Raw genomic sequence first — 18163 nt, forward strand, 5'->3', positions numbered from 1 at the left:
GAGGGATCACGTCTGCCCAACACAGCCAGAGGAACAGCATTTGCGGTCTGTCGTTGATTGAGATCAATCTTATCTGGGTTTCTATCATAGATAAACGCATAGAAGCGGTGTTATTACACTACAAAGTGTATATGATTTATATATATCGCAAGAATATTACAAAAACTGGCCTTTTTTGGGTATTATCTATATTCAGTAAAATATAGATAAGCGGAAATTTGCATGTGCGGCATGCATTTTATTCAGGTAAACGGAGGAGCCTGCCTTATAAACAAGGGGGTGGAGTGTTCCACAGAATCCGACCGGTCGAAGAATCGGTTGCCTCCTGCGATGCAGAATTGTTGCTGGCAAAGGCTTGAAAGCCGTCCCCCTTTCTTTTAAGGAAGCGCATTCGCGCACGCGTCCGGGCCTGTGGGGCATGCCCGGCCGTGCAGAAGCCACTTTATCCCTTCCGGGGGGTAAGGCGGTTATGTCCAGCGTATTTCAGGAGTAATGAAATGCCCAAAATGAAGACCAAATCGTCGGTCAAAAAGCGGTTCAAGATCACCGCGACCGGCAAGGTGCTCTCCGGCCCATCCGGTAAGCGTCACGGCATGATCAAGCGTACCCAGAAGATGAAGCGCTCCGCTCGCGGTACGCAGGTTCTTCAGCCGCAGGACGGCCGTACGGTTAAGCAGTGGGCCCCCTACGGGCTGTAAGGAGCATCTAAGATATGGCACGTGTTAAACGCGGTGTAACCACACTCGCCCGCCACAAAAAAGTTCTGGAACTGTCCAAGGGTTACCGCGGCCGGTCTTCCACCAACTACCGCATTGCTCTGGAACGCGTTGAAAAGGCGCTCCAGTACGCATATCGCGACCGCCGCAACAAGAAGCGTGAATTCCGCGCTCTGTGGATCCAGCGTATCAACGCCGCCGTGCGTGAACACGGTCTGACCTACAGCCGTTTCATTAACGGTCTGGCCAAGGCAGGGATCGAGATTGACCGCAAGGTTCTGGCCGCCATCGCATTTGATGACGCAGCAACCTTTGCCGAAATCGTCAAGAAGGCACAGGCCGCTCTGGCAGCCTGATTGTCGGTTCTGACAGATCCGGTATACAGGAAGGCCGTCCCTAACCGGGCGGCCTTTTTGCTTTTTGGCGGATGGTTTTTGGGCCTAAGGGCTTTTCTCCCGGAGCGGGAGACTGTATCCGCCCGGTAGTGTTTTTTCCTCAGCGCGGGGTTCCATGAGCGACGATCTAGAAACTCTTCGGCAGGATGTCCTGTCCGAACTGGCTGGTGCCACAGACCTGCGGGCATGGGATGCCGTGCGCGTTGGCACTCTGGGCAAATCCGGTCGCCTGACCGGTCTGCTCAAGGCGTTGGGGAAAATGCAGCCTGACGAGCGCAAAGCTCGCGGCGTTGCCCTGAACCGCCTGCGTGATGAACTGACCCAGGTGGTGGAAGCCCGTGGCAGGGAGCTGGAAGCCGCCGCCCTGCAGACCCGCCTGATTGCCGAAAAGCTGGACGTAACCGTACCCCCACCGGCTGAGGCCGCAGGCTACATCCATCCGATCAGCCGCACGATCGAGGAAATGACAGCCATTTTTGGCGTCATGGGTTTTCAGGTTGCTGAAGGGCCGGATATCGAAACCGACTGGCACAATTTTTCGGCTCTGAACACGCCTGATCATCACCCTGCCCGGACCGACCACGACACGTTTTACCTCCCCCCGGCGCCGGGGCTGGATGTCACCCGCGTTCTGCGGACCCAGACCTCGGGCGTGCAGATACGCACCATGCTGGGGCAAAAGCCGCCCATCCGTATTATTGCACCTGGCCGCACCTACCGCGCTGACCATGATGCAACGCATTCTCCCATGTTCCACCAGTGCGAAGGTCTGGTTGTGGGGCAGGGGATTACACTGGGGCACCTCAAGGGCTGCCTGATCGAGTTTTTGCGTGCGTTTTTTGGCAAGCCGTCCCTGCCAGTGCGGTTTCGCTCATCTTATTTTCCGTTTACCGAGCCTTCTTTGGAAGTGGATATTGGCTGGTCGCGCAAAACGGGTGAAATCGGGGCAGGGGAAGACTGGCTGGAAGTGCTGGGGGCAGGCATGGTCCATGCCCGCGTTCTGGCCAATTGTGGGCTGGACCCGCGCATATGGCAGGGTTTTGCCTTTGGTATGGGGATCGAGCGCCTGGCGATGCTGAAGAACGGCATCCCCGACCTGCGCTCGTTCTATGAAAGCGATATCCGCTGGCTGCGACATTACGGGGCAGACCCGCTCGCACCCGCACTGCTGCACGAAGGGGTGTGAGAGTATGAAGTTCACGCTGTCATGGCTGTATGAGCACCTGGAAACACAGGCAACGCTGGCCGAAATATGCGCCATGCTCAACCAGATTGGTCTGGAGGTGGAGAGTGTCGAGAACAAAGGCGCTGCTCTGGCACCTTTTCTGACCGCGCGTATTCTGGACGCCCAGCCCCACCCCAATGCTGACCGTTTGCAGGTTTGCCGGGTGGATGCAGGGCCGGGTTTTTTAGACGTGCAGGTGGTGTGTGGCGCTCCTAATGCGCGCAGGGACCTGGCGGTTATCTTTGCGCCGCCGGGCGCTTATGTGCCGGGGCTGGATGTGACCATCAAGGCAGGCAAGGTCCGGGGTGAGCTTAGCAACGGTATGCTCTGCTCCCTGCGTGAACTGGGGCTGGGGGAAGAAAGCAGCGGCATTGCCGAACTGCCCGACGACACCCTGCCCGGCCAGTCTTACCCCGATTTTGCCGGGCTGGATGACGTGGTGATTGACATTGCCATAACCCCCAACCGGGGCGATGCGCTGGGTGTACGCGGCATTGCGCGTGATCTGGCCGCCGCCGGGCTTGGTACGCTGCGCCCGTGGCTGGCCGAAACGGTGGAGGGCACGTTTGCGTCCCCCGTGGAATGGGCCATTACCTACCCCGAAGCCTGCCCGTGGGTGCTGGGGCGGACCATCCGGGGGGTCAAAAACGGTCCCAGCCCTGAGTGGCTGCGTAACCGGCTGGAAAGCATTGGCCTGCGTTCCATTTCCGCACTGGTGGATATTACCAACTATTTCTGTTTCGATCTGGGGCGTCCGCTGCATGTGTTCGATGCGAACACAATTGCTGGGGGCAGACTGACCCTGTGCCGTGGCGCGGGGGAAACCTTCCGCACACTGGACGGGCAGGATTGCACCGTAACGGCGGAAGACTGCGTTATTGTCGACCAGAACGGCGTGCAGTCCCTAGCCGGGGTTATGGGAGGGGAAGCTACGGGTGCGACCGAAGCCACAACCGATGTGTTTGTAGAATGCGCTCTGTTTGACCCTGTGCGTGTGGCCCTGAGCAGCCGCAGGCTCGGCCTGTCGTCTGATTCCAGCTATCGCTTTGAGCGCGGTGTGGATCAGGCGCTCCCTGTGGCGGCTCTGGAAGCTGCAACCCGCATGATTATGGACCTGTGCGGAGGGGAAGCCAGCGAAGTTGTTTCCGCCGGGGAGCAGCCTGCATGGCAGCGCACGGCAACGCTGCGCTTTGACCGGGTGCGTGACCTTGGCGGGCTGGATGTGCCTGCTGATGAGAGCATAAACCTGCTGGAAAAACTGGGTTTTGCGGTGCGCGAGCGTCATGCTGCCCAGGTGGCGCTTGATGTGCCCTCCTGGCGGAATGATGTGGCGCAGGCACCTGTTCTGTCGCAGGGCAAGAGCCTGCCTGCTGATGTGGCGGCCCTTGCAGCGCAGGGTGTTGCGGCAATCGAGGCCGAGAGCGATCTGGTGGAGGAGGTCCTGCGACTTAAGGGGCTGAATGCGGTTCCGGCTGTTCCGCTGCCCCCTCTCAGCGTGGTGCCCGGTGCAGCGCTTACGCCCGCACAAGCCCGTTTTGCGCTGGCGCGCCGCGTACTGGCGGCCCGTGGCCTGACCGAAACCGTGGGTTTCTCCTTTGTCTCGCACGAGGAAGCCCTGCATTTTGGCGGCGCGCCAGAAAGCCTGCGCCTGCTTAACCCCATTGCCTCCGATCTGGACCAGATGCGTCCGACCCCGCTGGTCAATCTGGTGGCAGCCATCCGGCACAACAGTGTGCGCGGATGGGGGGATATTGGACTGTTTGAGATTGGTCCGGCTTTTGCACAGGCCGCACAGCAGACGCTGGCAGCCGGTGTGCGCTCGGGCTTTACTCAGCGTTATCCCGGTGTGTCGGGGCATGCTGTGTCGCTCTGGGCGGCCAAGGCGGATGCGCTGGAGTTGCTGCGGCAGTTCGGGGTTAACCCTGATGCCATAACCACTACGGCGGATGCGCCCGCATGGTACCATCCGGGCCGGTCGGGTGTGCTGCGGCAGGGGCCAAAAAGCGTTCTGGCATATTTTGGCGAGTTGCATCCTTCAGTGCTTCAGTCTGCGGGGATTGATGTGCCGGTTGTGGCGTTCGAAGTGTTTGTGGAAGACGTGCCACAACCCAAAAAGAAAAAGAAAAGCACGCCTGTTCTGTCCGCTTTCCAGCCGGTGCGGCGTGATTTTGCGTTTGTGCTTGCGCAGGATGTTTCAGTGGAAAGCGTCTTGCGCGCGGTACGCGGTGCAGACCGTCAGCTTGTGGCCGATGTCAGTCTGTTTGACATTTATACCGGCCAGCATGTGGCGGAAGGCATGCGTTCGGTCGGGGTGGATGTAACGCTTCAGCCTGCCGATAAAAGTCTGACAGATGCAGAACTCGAAGCCGTGTCCGAGCGTATTGTGGCTGCTGTCAGCAAGGCAACCGGGGCTGTCCTGCGTTAAAGGCGGGCAGCGGCAGAAGGAGCAGATCATGGCATGTTACTCCCCCACCCATGTAGGCTGCTGGGTCAGGGCTGGTTTTGCCGCTTTGCTGTTATGTGGCGGGTTTACCCCGCCGCATGCGGCTCGGGCGGACGACATTACAGGGGCGGGCTCAAGTTTTGCCGCGCCGCTGTACCAGGCATGGTCGGCATCTGGCCCTTCTGGTTTGGATGTGCGGGTGAATTATCAGACCATAGGTTCGGGTGCCGGGCAGAACCAGATTCTGGCAGGCACGGTGGACTTTGGGGCGTCAGATGCTCCAATGGGTCATACACGTCTGGTGGCCGGTGGGCTGGTTCAGGTGCCAACAGCCATTGGTGGCGTGGTGATAACGGCCAATGTGCCCGGTGTTGCTGATGGTGCGCTGCGTCTGAGTGGGGCTGTGCTGGCAGCTATTTATGCAGGTCGCATAACCCAGTGGAACGATGCCCGGATTGCGGCCCTCAACCCCGGGGTGCGCCTGCCGGATCAGGTAATTGCTCCTTTGCACCGGGCGGATGGTTCGGGCACGACCTATGTTTTTACGGACTACCTTGCCCATGTATCCCCCGAGTGGAAAAGTGGCGTGGGTAAGGGAACGTCCGTGGCATGGCCGGTCGGTGCCGGTGCACGTGGTAATGACGGCATTGCCGCGTATGTAAAAAATACGGCAGGCAGCATAGGCTATGTTGAATATGCCTATGCCACGCGCAACCATCTGGCGCTTGTGCAGATGCAGAACCATGATGGTTTTTTTGTAAGCCCCTCCGCCACAAGCTTTGCGCAGGCCGCCCAGTCCGCACAATGGGATGAAGCGGACCTGACCGCAGCCTTAAGCGATGCGGAAGGGGCGCAGAGCTGGCCCATTATTACCACGACCTATGTGCTGTTCCCTGCCACGGCGACTGCCGATAATCAGGGGCAGGCCGTGCGGCGTTTTTTCCGCTGGGGGCTGGTTGGTGGGGAAGCCGTCACCCGGCAGCTTGATTACGTGCCGCTGCCTGAGCAGATTCGCGCCCGTGTTCTACGGCGGCTTGGCGCGGAGTGAGCTGTATGCGGGGTTATCCCGCGCTCATTCCAGACTTGTCCTGTATTTCATCCACAGATTCTGTGGATAACTGGCCCGGTGGTTAATGCAGCCAGACCTGAGAGAACAGGAGCTGATTAACTTCAGTATAAAAAAAGTTCCGAACACGGGCAGATGTCAGCACCACATTGTCTTTTTCAATCATGGGTGCCGCAGGTGCCTGCTCCATGATCAGTCTGTTGGCTTCCACCCAGAGCTGGTCGCGCTGGGTCGTGCTCAGGCTGGTATCCGTTTTGGCGCGCTCCATGACAGACTGGACATGAGGGTTGCAAAATCCCGGTATGTTAATCGAATTGTCGGAATGGGGATGAGAATTCTCACATCCGAAAAGCGCGTCCACAAAGTTGGAGGCCGAGGGATAATCGGCTGACCAGCTTGTGAGCGATATTTGCACATGGTTGTCCGTGTTCTCGATGTAAGGCAGATGCAGGCTGCCGCTGAGGGGGCGCAAAACCGCCTGATAGCCAAGGGATTGCAGCATGTCGCGTACCCATGCGCCCATGGCCATGTCCGCACTGGTATTGTCCACGACCAGTGTGACTTTCTGCCCCATGGTGCCGCTTGCGCGCACCAGATTACGGGCAACCTGCATGTCTGGCGCAGCCCATTGTTGCGCAGGGGTGCTGGGCGAAGCCCCGCGCGTATAGGCACAGCTCTGCCCGGCAACATCGAGGGCAGAGGGAATAAGCCCGCATAACGGGCGTGCGATACCCGGCCCACCGTACAGAATGACCAGTGCTTTGCGGTTGAGGGCGTAATTGACAGCCTGACGCACCCTTACGTCTGTAAAAGGGGGTTCATGCATGTTCATGGGCAAAAAATAGATTGATGGATGGCGCATGACATGTGTCTGCCCCGCAAAATGACTGCCCAGCTCCCCCAGCCGGTCCAGAGGAATGGTATCTGCCATCCAGTCATACTGTCCGTTTTCCACCGCCGTTACGGCGGCTTCTTCGGGGATGCCAAAAGTATATTCAATCCGGTCCGGATAGCCTTCAGGCTGTGCCTGCGCGCTCCAGACATGGAAGGCGGGATTGCGGGCAAGATACAGAAAACTGTCGGGGTCGTAGGCTTCCAGCCGGTAGGGGCCGGTGCCGGGCAGGGGGGTATTGCCTGTATCGTGGTCGGGCGTGCTGGCTGGCAGAATAACGGCGTGGGTAAAGGCCAGTTTTTGCAGGAACTCGGTATCGGGGTGGGTCAGGTGGAAGGTTATGCGCCGGGTCGCTGCGTCTGTTTCTATTCCATGCTCAAGCGTGCAGTGCGCAGGGGTGCGCAGGCAGGTATCTGCTCCGACAAGAGCACCATAAAACGCCCCGGCTGTTGGCGCACCGATACGGAACAGACGCTGGAAGGAAGCAACAACATCCGCCGTGGTTACAGGCTGGCCGTTGGAGAAGGCAATGTTGGGGCGTAGCGTAAAAGTATAGCTTAGCCCGCCATCCTGCGGGGCGGGCAGGGCTTCTGCCAGATCGGGCACGACCTCCTTGCCCGCAGGGCCGGTAATTTTACGAAAAGTGGTGAGCCCATCATACACATTGGCAAAAAGGTTGATGTATTTTCCGGTGTAGTTGATCTGGGGGTCCAGCGTGCCGCCAGAAGCAGCCGCGACCAGCCTGAGTGTTCCGCCTGCATGTTCGGGCAGGGGGAGTTCGGATGGAGACGCGGGAAGGCTGGCGCACACCCCATAGGGAAGGGGAGAAGCCAGCAGGCACCCCAGCAACCCTCCCGCCAGCCGACTGTAAAAAGAGGGTGGTTTTTTAGCGGGGTGCATTCTGGCCCATGGTCTGGGCGGGCTGCCCTGGCATGGGTTGGCCGGTCATAAGGGCGGCAAAGCCGGAATACATGGTGCTCAGGACAATAATGCCAACCATGACAGCTCCGGCGATAATGGCCAGACGAACAATTTTCTCCGTCTTTTCGTTATCGGTCAAATTGTATGTCTTGCGGGGAGTCGGCGGTCTGTTTTCCATAAAAATTCTGTGTCTTTTTATATTGGAAGGAGTTCTGTGGCGTTTCCGGAGGCCTGTACCAGCTGGGTGTATACTGTCCCTTGTGAGTACGTGCGTGGTAGTAGTGCGCATTGGGGTCTTCCGCACAACCCGATAAGCCTATGAGCGTCAACACAAGCATGGCAAGCCGGGTATGGGAGCGCATTGGTATTTTCATGCTGTTGAGCATACTCCCAATTTTTCTGCCAGAAAAGTCTTGCCCGCTGTGGGTTGTCGTCACGCATTATGGAGGCAGAGAGTTCTGCAAAATACATAGTCATGCGTTGTGTGCATGCTTCTTGCCGGTGCTTGCGGGTGTGGCATGCTTGCCTCGGGCCTGTTAAAAGCGATGCCAAAGAGCAGAGTTTGCCATTTCCTTGCCTTATCATTGTGTTAGCAAGGAAGGAATCAGACAGGTTTTGGCAGTAAAAAGGACATGGGTATGGCGGTAACAGGGCTGGCTGCGATACTGCTTGTTATTGCGCTTCTGCTGGTTGTGGTGAGCGCGGTGCAGCCCATTGCCCGTAAGCTTGAACTCTCCGAAACCGTTCTGCTGGCTATTGTTGGCATTATTATCGGTTCGCTGGCGGATTTTGCGCTACGCACGTCCTATGCTTCCGCCCTGAATGGTATAGCGGAAACCCTGCTGGATTTTCCCATAAGCAGTGAGTCGTTCCTGCTTATTTTCCTGCCCGTACTGGTTTTTCAGGGCGCGCTGGCTATTGATGTAAGGCGTCTGGCGCATGAGGCTGCGACCGTTCTGCTGCTGGCTGTGGTGGCTGTGGCGCTCTCCACAGCCCTGATCGGTTTTGCCCTTATGCCCTTTGCGGGCATGCCGCTTGTGGTCTGCCTGCTGCTGGGCTCCATTGTGGCTACTACGGACCCGTCTGCCGTGGCCGGGATTTTCCGCGATATTGGTGCTTCCACCCGTCTGACCCGGCTGGTGGAGGGGGAGGCGCTGCTTAATGACGCAGCCGCCATTTCCATTTTTTCCATTCTGCTGCCATCGGTTACACTGCACCGCGCCATTCATCCGGGAGAAGCGGTTGTTTCGTTTGTCATCTCCTTTGCCGGGGCTTTGGTGGTTGGTGTGCTGTGCGGACGCCTGACACTGGCCATGATGTCGGCCATCGGCAGTTCCGCCGCCGAAATTACGCTCAGCGTCGCACTGCCCTATGTTGTCTATATTATTTCGGATGAGTTTCTGGGTGTGTCTGGGGTGGTGGCAACTGCTGCCGCGGGGTTGACGCTTTCAGTTTACGGGCCATCCACCGTGCGGCCACAGACATGGCTGTTTCTTAACCAGTTATGGCAGCAACTGGTGTTCTGGGCGGGGTCTTTGGTGTTTGTACTGGCATCCATGCTGGTGCCGCATCTGCTGGTGGGCATGACCCGCTGGGACTGGGTGCTGATCCTGATTGCAAGCGTGGCGGGGCTTGTCGCGCGTGCGGCCGTGGTGTTTGGCATGCTGCCGTTTCTGGCATGGTCGCGGCTTTCTCCTCCCGTGCCAACACCATTCAAGGTGACCATGGTGTGGGGGGGGCTGCGTGGGGCCATTACGCTGGCGCTGGCGCTGGCCGTAACCGAAAACGAGCATGTGGCAACGCCCATTGCCCATTTTATTGGTATCATCGCGACTGGCTTTGTGCTGATTACCCTGCTGGTCAATGGTACCACATTGCGCTCGCTTGTGCTGTTTCTGAAGCTTGACCAGCTTTCTCCCATTGATGAGGCCATGCGCCATCAGGTGCTGGGCATAGGTCTGGGGAATGTGCGTGAACGGGCAAAAAAACTCGGGGGAGAGCTCGGTTTCAGCGCGGATGCCACGCGCCCCGTGCTGGATCAGATCGAGCGCCGCTCGGAAGAGGAGCAGGCGGCCAATGTGTTCGATCAGGCTCTCTCCGATACCCAGCGCGTCAATCTTGCCCTGATCACCATAGCCAGCCAGGAGCGCTCCCTGCTGCTGGACCTGTTCCGTATGCAGGGTTTGTCCCGCCGGGTGATGGAAACCCTGCTGCGTTCATCTGAATCTGCAATTGATGGTGCAAGGCTGGAGGGGAGGCTGGGGTATGTGCGCGCGCTGCGGCGGCGGTTGAGCCCTTCCTTCCGGTTTGATCTGGCGCAGTGGGTGCATAATTACCTGCACTGGGACCGGCCCTTGATGCTGTGCATGGCCGAGCGGTTTGAAATGCTGATGGTGGCGCATTTTATTTCCATCTCGCTGACCCGCTTCATGCGTGAACGACTCGAACCCACGCTGGGCAGCCGTATTGGGGAAATTGTGGCGGAGGTACTCTCCCGCCAGCGCAAGCTGCTGGATGAGGCGCTTGAAACCCTGCGCCTGCATTACCACGGATATGCCGAAGCGCTGGAAAACCGCATCTTCCGCCAGATATCCCTGCGCATGGAAGGGGAGGAATACGATACCCTGCTCGCGGAATCCCTGATCAGTGATGAACTGAACCGGGAACTGCTCAAGGAACTGGAGCGGCGCAGGCACCGCCTGAACAAGCGTCTGAGCTTTGACCTGCGCAGCGGAATTGAGGACCGGATTAAAAACGCAGCCGTATTCCGTGGGCTGCCGGGTGCGGAACTGCATGACCTGGCCACCACCACATCCCTGCGCTTTGTGGCGCCACAGGAACTGCTGTGCCGCAAGGGGCAGAAGATGCGTTACGTCTACTTTATCAGCGCAGGGCTGGTGGAAGCCCATGTGGCAGGGGTGGATGAACTGTACGGAGCAGGGGACCTGCTCGGCGCGCAGGAAGCCCTCCAGCGCTGGCGTTGTGTTGGTAATGTGCGGGCGGTACAGTTCGGGCACTTCATGGCCATCAAGGCCTCGCGCTTCCGCCGTCTGGTCGATGACTACCCGGTGGTCATGCAGAATATCGAAACGATTTTGCGCAAGCGCGAGGCAGGGGAACGCCCGACATCGCTCCTGCCAAGGCAGAAAATAGCCGCTATGGATGAGGATGGTCTGGCAGCCAGAGCCCTGCTTGCACCCGAGGGGGATGTGCTGGCTCTCATGCCGCCGGAAAAGCCCGATACAGGGATGTCAGATGACAAGGAAGCAGGCAGGGCGTAAGCCGCCTGCTTCCTTGGAGTATCGGGCAGGCGGGTCTAGCGCAGGTTGCTCTGGCGCAGCGCAAGGCCGAACTGCACCCAGCCGATACCGCTTGCAATCAGTTCAACGGCAATAAAGGTGCCAATCAGCCACAGGCCCGACCAGGGCAGGCTGAGGTACAGGCACAGGCCCACCACAAGGCTGATCAGCCCGCTGCCCAGAATAATACCCCAGCCTGGCAGCCCACGGTACTGCAACGCCATGACCGTGCGCAGAACACCCATCACAACAAAACAGGCCGAGGCAAAAACCGTAATGGCCACGGAGCCGGACACAGGCTCCTTGATCAGCAGGGCACCTGCAATAATATAAAGCCCACCACAAAGCAGGGAAAACAGAAAGCCCGTCCAGTCCTTGACCGCGAGGGCATGTATGCCCTGCATGACCCCGGCAAAAATAAGCAGGCCACCAATAAACATGGTGCTGGCGAGGGTGACGGACACGGCGTCAAGGCAGGCAATAAAGCCCAGTATGACCAGAGCCACGCCCAACCCGACAAAGAGGGCCCATTTGTGTGCAAATGGCATGATGTCTATCCTTGTGTCTCGGAATGAAGAGTAATGCTGTTCTGATAGTATGTTGGCGCGTGTGAATACAAAATAAAAACAGCCCGGCTGCCTGTTATGTTCCGCCGTGCATGGCTTTTGTTGACAGGTGGATGACGTTCTCGTAAACCCTGCGACCATTGCCGGGAATGTGGACAGACCGGCCAGCGTCTTTTTGCTGGTAATGCGGTATGCGCCCGCTCCGATCCGTGGTGGACGGAGACTACCGGTGTAATGACGGGCTGTTTCTCCCAGCCCGCCTGTTGAGAGATGAAGAGCGCACTATGAGCAAGCGCCTTGAGAGCAAGTACAAAATCAACCGCCGCCTTGGCGTAAACCTGTGGGGCCGTGCAAAGTCCCCCGTTAACCGTCGTGAATACGGTCCCGGTCAGCATGGTCAGCGCCGTAAGGGCAAGCCTTCTGACTTCTCCGTTCAGCTGATGGCCAAACAGAAGCTCAAGGGCTATTACGGCAACATTACGGAAAAGCAGTTCCGCCGCTACTATCAGGAAGCCGTGCGTCGTAAGGGCGATACGTCTGAAAACCTGATCAACCTGCTCGAACGTCGCCTGGACGCGGTGATCTACCGCATGAAGTTCGCGATCACGCCGTTTGCCGCACGTCAGTTCATCAGCCATGGCCACATTCTGGTCAACGGCCGCAAGCTGAACATCCCGTCCTACATCGTCAAGGATGGCGACGTGATCGAAGTGCGTGAAAAATCCAAGCAGCTTGCCATTGTTCTGGATGCAACCCAGTCCGCTGAGCGTGATGTGCCGGAATACATGGAAGTGGATCATCGCCAGATGAAGGGCACGTTCCTGCGTGGCCCGCAGCTTTCCGATGTGCCGTACCCGGTGCAGATGGAACCGAACCTGGTGGTCGAATTCTACTCCCGTTAATCGGGAACTCCGGTTCGACCTGTGGACGCCGGGTGGAGGGTTTTCTCTCCATCCGGCGTTTGCCGTTTTTATTCATGCCAGAAGCCCCGGAACTGATTTATGTCTGATACCGCCAATCCTGAACTGGGTAAGGAAATTGTCCGCCGTCGTACGTTTGCGATCATCTCGCACCCCGACGCCGGTAAAACCACACTGACCGAGCGTATTCTGCGCGCCGGTGGTGCCATTCAGCTGGCGGGGAACGTGCGGGCTAAAGGCGAGCGCCGCCGCACTCGTTCGGACTGGATGGCCATTGAGCGTGACCGTGGTATTTCCGTTGTCAGCTCGGTCATGACGTTTGATTACGGCGGATGCGTGTTCAACCTGCTCGACACGCCCGGCCATGAAGACTTCTCCGAAGACACATACCGGACTCTCACGGCCGTTGACTCGGCTGTTATGGTGATTGACGCCGCCAAGGGCATAGAAGACCGGACGCGCAAGCTGTTCGAAATCTGCCGTCTGCGCGATATTCCCATTGTGACCTTCATCAACAAGATGGACCGCGAGGCACAGGACCCCTTTGCCCTGCTGGACGAAATTGCCTCCTCTCTCGCTCTGGACACATGCCCCGCCACATGGCCGGTTGGCCGTGCAGCCACGTTTGTGGGCACGTATGACCTGTTGAGCGGCAAGCTCAGCACGCTTACACCGCTGGCGGAGGATGATGCCCGTCTGGTGCAGATGCGTGAGGAGCTGGAACTGGCCGAGGCCGCCTTGCCGGAGTTTGACCGTGCCTCGTTCGATGCGGGGCACCTGACCCCCGTGTTTTTCGGAAGTGCGATCAAGGAAATAGGCGTGACCGATCTTCTGGACGCACTTGTGGCCTTTGGTCCGTCCCCCCGTGCGCAGGCGGCGGAAAACCGTACGGTCACGGCGGATGAGCCGGGCATGACGGCTCTGGTGTTCAAAATTCAGGCCAACATGGACCCCAATCACCGCGACCGCATTGCCTTTGCGCGCATATGCTCCGGTCGCCTTACACGGGGCATGCGGCTCAAACACACCCGTACGGGCAAAAGCTTTGCCGTGCACACCCCCCAGTTCTTTTTTGCGCAGGACCGGCATCTGGCGGAAGAAGCCTTTGCTGGCGATGTTGTGGGTATTCCCAACCACGGCACCTTGCGTATTGGTGACACACTGACCGAGGGCGAGGACATCCGTTTTACCGGCGTCCCTCATTTTGCTCCCGAAATTCTGCGCCGTGTGCGCCTTGATGACGCCATGAAGGCCAAAAAGCTCAAACAGGCTCTGGTGCAACTGGCGGAAGAAGGGGTCGTGCAGCTTTTCCGGCCGCAGGATGGTGCTCCCCCTATTGTGGGTGTGGTGGGTACACTTCAGCTTGATGTGTTGCAGGCCCGGTTGCGGGCGGAATATGGTGTGGGCATCGGCTTTGACTCCACACCGTTTTCCCTTGCGCGCTGGATAACCGGACCACGGGATAAAATTGAAGCATTTGTGGCCTCCAACCGCTCGGCCATGGCGGATGATCTGGACGATGACCCGGTTTTTCTGGCGACATCGGGCTTCATGATGCGCCGGACAGAAGAGCAGAATCCCGATATCAAGTTCCACGATATTAAACAGATCGGAATCGAAATCGGCTAAAGGGCGCATGCACAGGTGTTTTTGCGGCAACTCAGTTACCTGATCGCGCTGGACCAGCACCGCCATTTTTCACGCGCTGCACAGGCCTGTGGGGTGTCCCAGCCAGCACTTTCCTCTGCGATCAGGCAGTTGGAAAATGAGCTGGGCATTACCATTATCAACCGTAACCGCCGGTTTTTCGGGCTGACGGAGGAAGGCCAGCGCGTGCTGATCTGGGCACGCCAGACCCTGGCTGATCTGGACAGCCTGCGGCAGGAGGCTGCCTTCGCGCAGGATGTGGCGGGCGGGTTTGTCTCTATTGGTGTCATGCCGCAGGGGGTACAGGTTGTGCCGCTGTTGCTGGAGCATTTTCGTAGCGCCGTGCCTGCCCTGCGGGTTGAGGTAACCGTTTACCCCAATGCGGAAATCCTGCATCAGCTCAGGGAACAGCGTATTCATCTGGGGCTGATGTATCTGGAGCAGGTGCCCAGAGACGGGCCGTTTGAGGTCCAGCGCCTGTATGCCGAGCATTACGTGCTGATTGCCGCCCCGTCCATTCCATTGCCTGCGGAGCACAGGTGCGGGTGGGCGCAGGCGGCCTCGCTGCCACTGGGGCTGCTCAACCGCAACATGCACAGCAGGCAACTGGTGGATGACTGTTTTGCGCAGGCTGGTGTGGTGCCGCAGGTTATGCTGGAGACCAACGTGCTGGAACTGTTGCATGCGGAAATTATGGCAGGCAAGGTGGCTGGCATTATGCCCATATCCGCCTTGCCCGAACGTACGGGCCTTATGGAGCCGTTGCAGGTGTGCAGACTTGACCCGTCTCCCGCGCCAGATGTTGGGATGCTTCGCCTGAACCAGCCTAATGCCACTGCGCTGCTGACCCGTTTGTGGCATGTTACGACCACCTTGGAACTGGACAGTATTTATACCGTTTAGCGGATTACGGGTTCATCATAAGTTTTGCTTATGATGTGATCAGAACAAACGCTTGGACTTATGCGGACGACCTGAACATCGTGCGGCTTTTCCGGCTGGCTGAGTACAACACACCATGAGCAATACGGACCCAGACGCAGGCATGCCTGTCCATCGGTACGGGGGCATGCCGTTGCTGGCTGCGTGGCAGGAGCTAGGCGCGCACTGGGCGGGTAAGCTTAAATGGCTTGTTGCCCCGTCCTGCGGGGATGTGGCTTTTGCCATGCGCACGGCCTTTGCTGCCGGGTTATCCCTTGTCATCGCCATGGCTATGGAGCTGGATAGTCCCCAGTGGGCACCGTTGACCGTGTGGGTGGTTGCACAGTCCTCCCGGGGGGAGAGTCTGTCCAAGGCGCGCTGGCGTATTGCAGGCACCATTCTGGGCTGTTGTGTGGCGGTCGGGCTTATTGCCGCTTTTCCGCAAAGTCCCGCCCTGTTTTTTGGTGTGCTGGCCTGCTGGATTGGCCTGTGCTGTGGCATGGCCACGTTTTTGGAAGGGTATAAAGCCTACGGGCTGGTCCTGACTGGTTTTACCTCCGCTATCGTGGCTACCGGGGCCATTATGCAGCCTGATCAGGTGTTCGATATCGCCATGGCGCGTGGCACGTATATTGTGCTGGGCGTGGTGTGCGAGGCTCTGCTGGCCTTGCTCTTCATGCCCGGCCTGCAGGCCCATGCGCGAGCCCGGCTCAAAACCCGCCTGGAAACCGTACAGGCGCTGGTGCGCAAACGCGTGACCTGTCTGGTGGAAGGGCACCCGACGACTGAACTGGACCAGAGCCCGCTGCTGAGCGAACTGACCGCAGCAGGCAGCCGTATTGAATACGACGCGCTGGAGGCCGGAGGGTACGGCCACATGGCCGACCATGCCCGTGCCGCACTGGCGGGGTTGCTGGTTATGCTGGCCCGGGCAGAAGGGCTGGCAACCCTTAAACTGTTGCCTGCCAGCAAGGTGCCCGTATCCATCCGCAAGGATGAGCGCAGTATTGACGAGCATGTGCATGCCTGCCTGACCCACCGACGGGGGGACCGATTCCGTTTTCGTATCCGTTCGCGCAGGCATACGCTGGAGGCGGTGGAAAACGGTGTGCGTGCCTGCGCGGGTCTTCTGGTCGGCTGGGTGTTGTGGGAAGTTACGGCATGGCCTGCGGGGCCAACCTTTATGTCGCTGCTCGCACTTGTGTATGGTCTGCTGGCCACGCGGGAAAACCCGGTTGTGGCTTCGGCTCCGTTTTTTCGGGGGGCAGTGTGGTGCGTGCTGGTGGCCGGGATATACGTAACGCTGGTTCTGCCTGCGCTCAGTACGCCTGAGCTGCTGGTCATACTGCTTATGGTGCCTATGGTTATTGGTGGGCTTGCCGCGCGCAACCCGGCCACGGCAGGCTATGCGTTTTCGTTCAACATGTTTCTGCCCGTTCTGATGGGGCCGAATAATCAGGGACGGTATGACGAGGTCTCGTTCCTCAACACGGCACTTGCATTTTTGGGGGCTGTGCTGGTGGCGGGGTGGACGTACCGCACTGTTCTGCCGTTCAGGCCCGATTCCCACATGCAGCGCACGGCACGCTGGACCAGCAGGCAACTGCGGGAACTGGCATCAGCCAATAGTAGGGTGTCGGTTTATCAGTGGTTGTCGGGTAATGCGGATAGTCTGGTGCGGATTGTGCGGAATGCTCAGGGCATTGCCCTGCCGCAGCGCAATGCATTTGCCCGCCAGCAGTTCTCGGGCATGGTGAGTGGCATGCATGTGATTTTGCTGCGCGAACTTGCTCTGGCCCCCACCACGCCGCGCAATGTGCAACAGGCGTTCCGGGCTTTTCTGCGGCATTGGGAGCGCGATGATGGTGTGGTGGTCACCCGGCAGGCAGCCATAACCGCACGCTGGCTTGGCAGGCAGGTCGCGCAGATGCCCCCTCAGCAGCAGGAAATATTTGAGCACGCCTTGCTCAGTCTGCAGCTTCTGGCCTGCGCACAGCCCATGGAACTGCCATAAAAAAAGGGGATGCCGGAACACCCCCTTGTGGTCACTCCCCGCTGCCGGGCCTGCCCGTAGCGGAGGAGGAACCAGCTAACTTAGGCCAGACCCTGCTTGAGAGCAGCCGTCAGTTCCTTGGATGTGACATTGCCGCCCAGATCTTTGGTACGGACGCCGCCTTCAGTGATCACTTTTTTGATCGCGGCATCAATCCGGTCAGCCTGCTTGTCGTGGCCGACATGGCGCAGCATCATGACCGCAGCCAGCAGCAGGGCCAGCGGGTTGGCAATGCCTTTGCCTGCAATGTCGGGTGCAGAACCATGAACGGCTTCAAACACGGCGGCTTTTTCGCCAATATTTGCACCCGGAGCCATACCCAGACCACCTACCAGACCAGCGGTCAGGTCGGACAGGATATCCCCGAACAGGTTGGTGGTCACAATCACATCAAACTGCCACGGGTTGATGACGAGCTGCATGGCGCAGGCGTCCACAATCCGTTCGTTAAAGGCGATGCGGCCTTTGTATTCCTCGGCAACCTTGCGCCCTTCTTCAAGGAACAGGCCGGTCAGCAGCTTGAGGATGTTGGCCTTATGCACGATCGTAACCGTCTTGCGATTGTTCTTTACGGCATAATCAAAGGCGTATTTGACAATCCGGCGGCATTCCGCGCGGGAGGTAAAGCCGGAGCTCAGAGCAATACCCTTGGAGTCTTCACCCACGGGAATGTAATGCTCCATGGCGGCATAATAGCCTTCCAGGTTCTCGCGGAAGAGAACGAGGTCAATGTCTTCAAACCGGCCACCGGGCACAATGGTCTTGGTGGGGCGCAGGTTGGCGAACAGGCCGAATTCCTGCCGGAGTGTCACATTAATGGACTTGAAGCCACCACCAACTGGTGTGGTCAGCGGGCCTTTAAGGGCAAGGCCCGTGCGGCGGATGCTCTCAATGGTCTGCTTGGGCAGTGGGTCGTTAACCGCATCTACACCAGCCATACCGGCCAGCTGACGGTCCCATACAAACGGGGCGTCAACCGCGTCCAGAATTTCTATAACCGATTCAACAATTTCAGGGCCAATGCCATCACCGGGAATAAGTGTGGCGGGAATGGTCTTGCTATGTGCTGTCATTCTGAGAAGCTCCCTTTCAACTTCGG

Annotated in this window: 14 protein-coding genes; 10 read left to right on the plus strand and 4 right to left on the minus strand. The window is 58.6% G+C overall.

What is annotated here, in order from left to right; all coding sequences use genetic code 11:
- Positions 1–497 precede the first annotated feature (497 nt).
- From rpmI to pstS, 5 genes are all read left to right on the plus strand, one after another.
- Complete coding sequence (gene rpmI / locus PY793_RS01935) at positions 498–698, plus strand: 50S ribosomal protein L35 (protein WP_086638528.1); 201 nt, start codon at positions 498–500, stop codon at positions 696–698.
- Between the two features lie 14 nt (positions 699–712).
- Positions 713–1072: a 50S ribosomal protein L20 gene (gene rplT / locus PY793_RS01940; protein WP_025824929.1), complete on the plus strand. Its 360-nt coding sequence runs from the start codon at positions 713–715 to the stop codon at positions 1070–1072.
- A gap of 154 nt (positions 1073–1226) precedes the next feature.
- A complete protein-coding gene (pheS, locus tag PY793_RS01945; RefSeq protein ID WP_275176426.1) occupies positions 1227–2297 on the plus strand; it encodes a phenylalanine--tRNA ligase subunit alpha in 1071 nt (356 codons plus the stop codon).
- Between the two features lie 4 nt (positions 2298–2301).
- On the plus strand, positions 2302–4761 hold the full coding sequence (gene pheT, locus PY793_RS01950; protein WP_275176427.1) for a phenylalanine--tRNA ligase subunit beta: 2460 nt from the start codon (positions 2302–2304) through the stop codon (positions 4759–4761).
- 28 nt (positions 4762–4789) lie between these two features.
- Positions 4790–5827: a phosphate ABC transporter substrate-binding protein PstS gene (gene pstS / locus PY793_RS01955; RefSeq protein WP_275176428.1), complete on the plus strand. Its 1038-nt coding sequence runs from the start codon at positions 4790–4792 to the stop codon at positions 5825–5827.
- 82 nt (positions 5828–5909) lie between these two features.
- On the opposite strand, the gene PY793_RS01960 is transcribed toward pstS, so the two are convergent.
- Entirely contained in the window at positions 5910–7637 is a 1728-nt protein-coding gene (locus PY793_RS01960; RefSeq protein WP_275176429.1) for an ABC transporter substrate-binding protein, read from the minus strand.
- Positions 7624–7797, minus strand: coding sequence for a hypothetical protein (locus PY793_RS01965; protein ID WP_275176430.1), 174 nt, complete (start codon positions 7795–7797; stop codon positions 7624–7626). Before PY793_RS01965 ends, PY793_RS01960 begins: the two co-directional genes overlap by 14 nt.
- 499 nt (positions 7798–8296) lie before the next feature.
- Between PY793_RS01965 and PY793_RS01970 the strand changes: the two genes are divergently transcribed.
- Positions 8297–10939: a cation:proton antiporter gene (locus PY793_RS01970; RefSeq protein WP_275176431.1), complete on the plus strand. Its 2643-nt coding sequence runs from the start codon at positions 8297–8299 to the stop codon at positions 10937–10939.
- 35 nt (positions 10940–10974) lie between these two features.
- On the opposite strand, the gene PY793_RS01975 is transcribed toward PY793_RS01970, so the two are convergent.
- A complete protein-coding gene (locus PY793_RS01975; RefSeq protein WP_275176432.1) occupies positions 10975–11505 on the minus strand; it encodes an HdeD family acid-resistance protein in 531 nt (176 codons plus the stop codon).
- Positions 11506–11807: 302 nt separating this feature from the next.
- Between PY793_RS01975 and rpsD the strand changes: the two genes are divergently transcribed.
- The 4 genes from rpsD to PY793_RS01995 all read left to right on the plus strand — a co-directional run bounded on the left by rpsD (position 11808) and on the right by PY793_RS01995 (position 17025).
- Positions 11808–12425: a 30S ribosomal protein S4 gene (rpsD, locus tag PY793_RS01980; RefSeq protein ID WP_025824941.1), complete on the plus strand. Its 618-nt coding sequence runs from the start codon at positions 11808–11810 to the stop codon at positions 12423–12425.
- Between the two features lie 99 nt (positions 12426–12524).
- A complete protein-coding gene (locus tag PY793_RS01985; RefSeq protein ID WP_275176433.1) occupies positions 12525–14072 on the plus strand; it encodes a peptide chain release factor 3 in 1548 nt (515 codons plus the stop codon).
- 15 nt (positions 14073–14087) lie between these two features.
- Positions 14088–14993, plus strand: coding sequence for a LysR family transcriptional regulator (locus PY793_RS01990; RefSeq protein ID WP_275176434.1), 906 nt, complete (start codon positions 14088–14090; stop codon positions 14991–14993).
- A 166-nt stretch (positions 14994–15159) separates the two neighbouring features.
- The gene (locus PY793_RS01995; RefSeq protein ID WP_408744653.1) at positions 15160–17025 is read left to right on the plus strand and encodes an FUSC family protein; all 1866 of its coding nucleotides are present in this window, start codon (positions 15160–15162) and stop codon (positions 17023–17025) included.
- Positions 17026–17105: 80 nt separating this feature from the next.
- Here the strand turns inward: PY793_RS01995 and PY793_RS02000 are convergent, their stop codons facing one another.
- The gene (locus PY793_RS02000) at positions 17106–18137 is read right to left on the minus strand and encodes an isocitrate/isopropylmalate dehydrogenase family protein (protein WP_275176436.1); all 1032 of its coding nucleotides are present in this window, start codon (positions 18135–18137) and stop codon (positions 17106–17108) included.
- Positions 18138–18163: the final 26 nt, after the last annotated feature.

Origin of the sequence: Acetobacter fabarum (assembly GCF_029069195.1) — a bacterium.
GTDB lineage: Bacteria > Pseudomonadota > Alphaproteobacteria > Acetobacterales > Acetobacteraceae > Acetobacter > Acetobacter fabarum_A.

Excerpts from the sequence above, each read along its gene's own strand:
- rpmI (WP_086638528.1), top strand. The coding sequence starts at position 498 with ATGCCCAAAATGAAGACCAAATCGTCGGTCAAAAAGCGGTTCAAGATC.
- PY793_RS02000 (WP_275176436.1), bottom strand. The coding sequence starts at position 18,137 with ATGACAGCACATAGCAAGACCATTCCCGCCACACTTATTCCCGGTGAT.
- PY793_RS01985 (WP_275176433.1), top strand. The coding sequence starts at position 12,525 with ATGTCTGATACCGCCAATCCTGAACTGGGTAAGGAAATTGTCCGCCGT.
- PY793_RS01960 (WP_275176429.1), bottom strand. The coding sequence starts at position 7,637 with ATGCACCCCGCTAAAAAACCACCCTCTTTTTACAGTCGGCTGGCGGGA.
- pheS (WP_275176426.1), top strand. The coding sequence starts at position 1,227 with ATGAGCGACGATCTAGAAACTCTTCGGCAGGATGTCCTGTCCGAACTG.
- PY793_RS01970 (WP_275176431.1), top strand. The coding sequence starts at position 8,297 with ATGGCGGTAACAGGGCTGGCTGCGATACTGCTTGTTATTGCGCTTCTG.
- rpsD (WP_025824941.1), top strand. The coding sequence starts at position 11,808 with ATGAGCAAGCGCCTTGAGAGCAAGTACAAAATCAACCGCCGCCTTGGC.
- PY793_RS01975 (WP_275176432.1), bottom strand. The coding sequence starts at position 11,505 with ATGCCATTTGCACACAAATGGGCCCTCTTTGTCGGGTTGGGCGTGGCT.
- pheT (WP_275176427.1), top strand. The coding sequence starts at position 2,302 with ATGAAGTTCACGCTGTCATGGCTGTATGAGCACCTGGAAACACAGGCA.
- rplT (WP_025824929.1), top strand. The coding sequence starts at position 713 with ATGGCACGTGTTAAACGCGGTGTAACCACACTCGCCCGCCACAAAAAA.
- PY793_RS01995 (WP_408744653.1), top strand. The coding sequence starts at position 15,160 with ATGCCGTTGCTGGCTGCGTGGCAGGAGCTAGGCGCGCACTGGGCGGGT.
- pstS (WP_275176428.1), top strand. The coding sequence starts at position 4,790 with ATGGCATGTTACTCCCCCACCCATGTAGGCTGCTGGGTCAGGGCTGGT.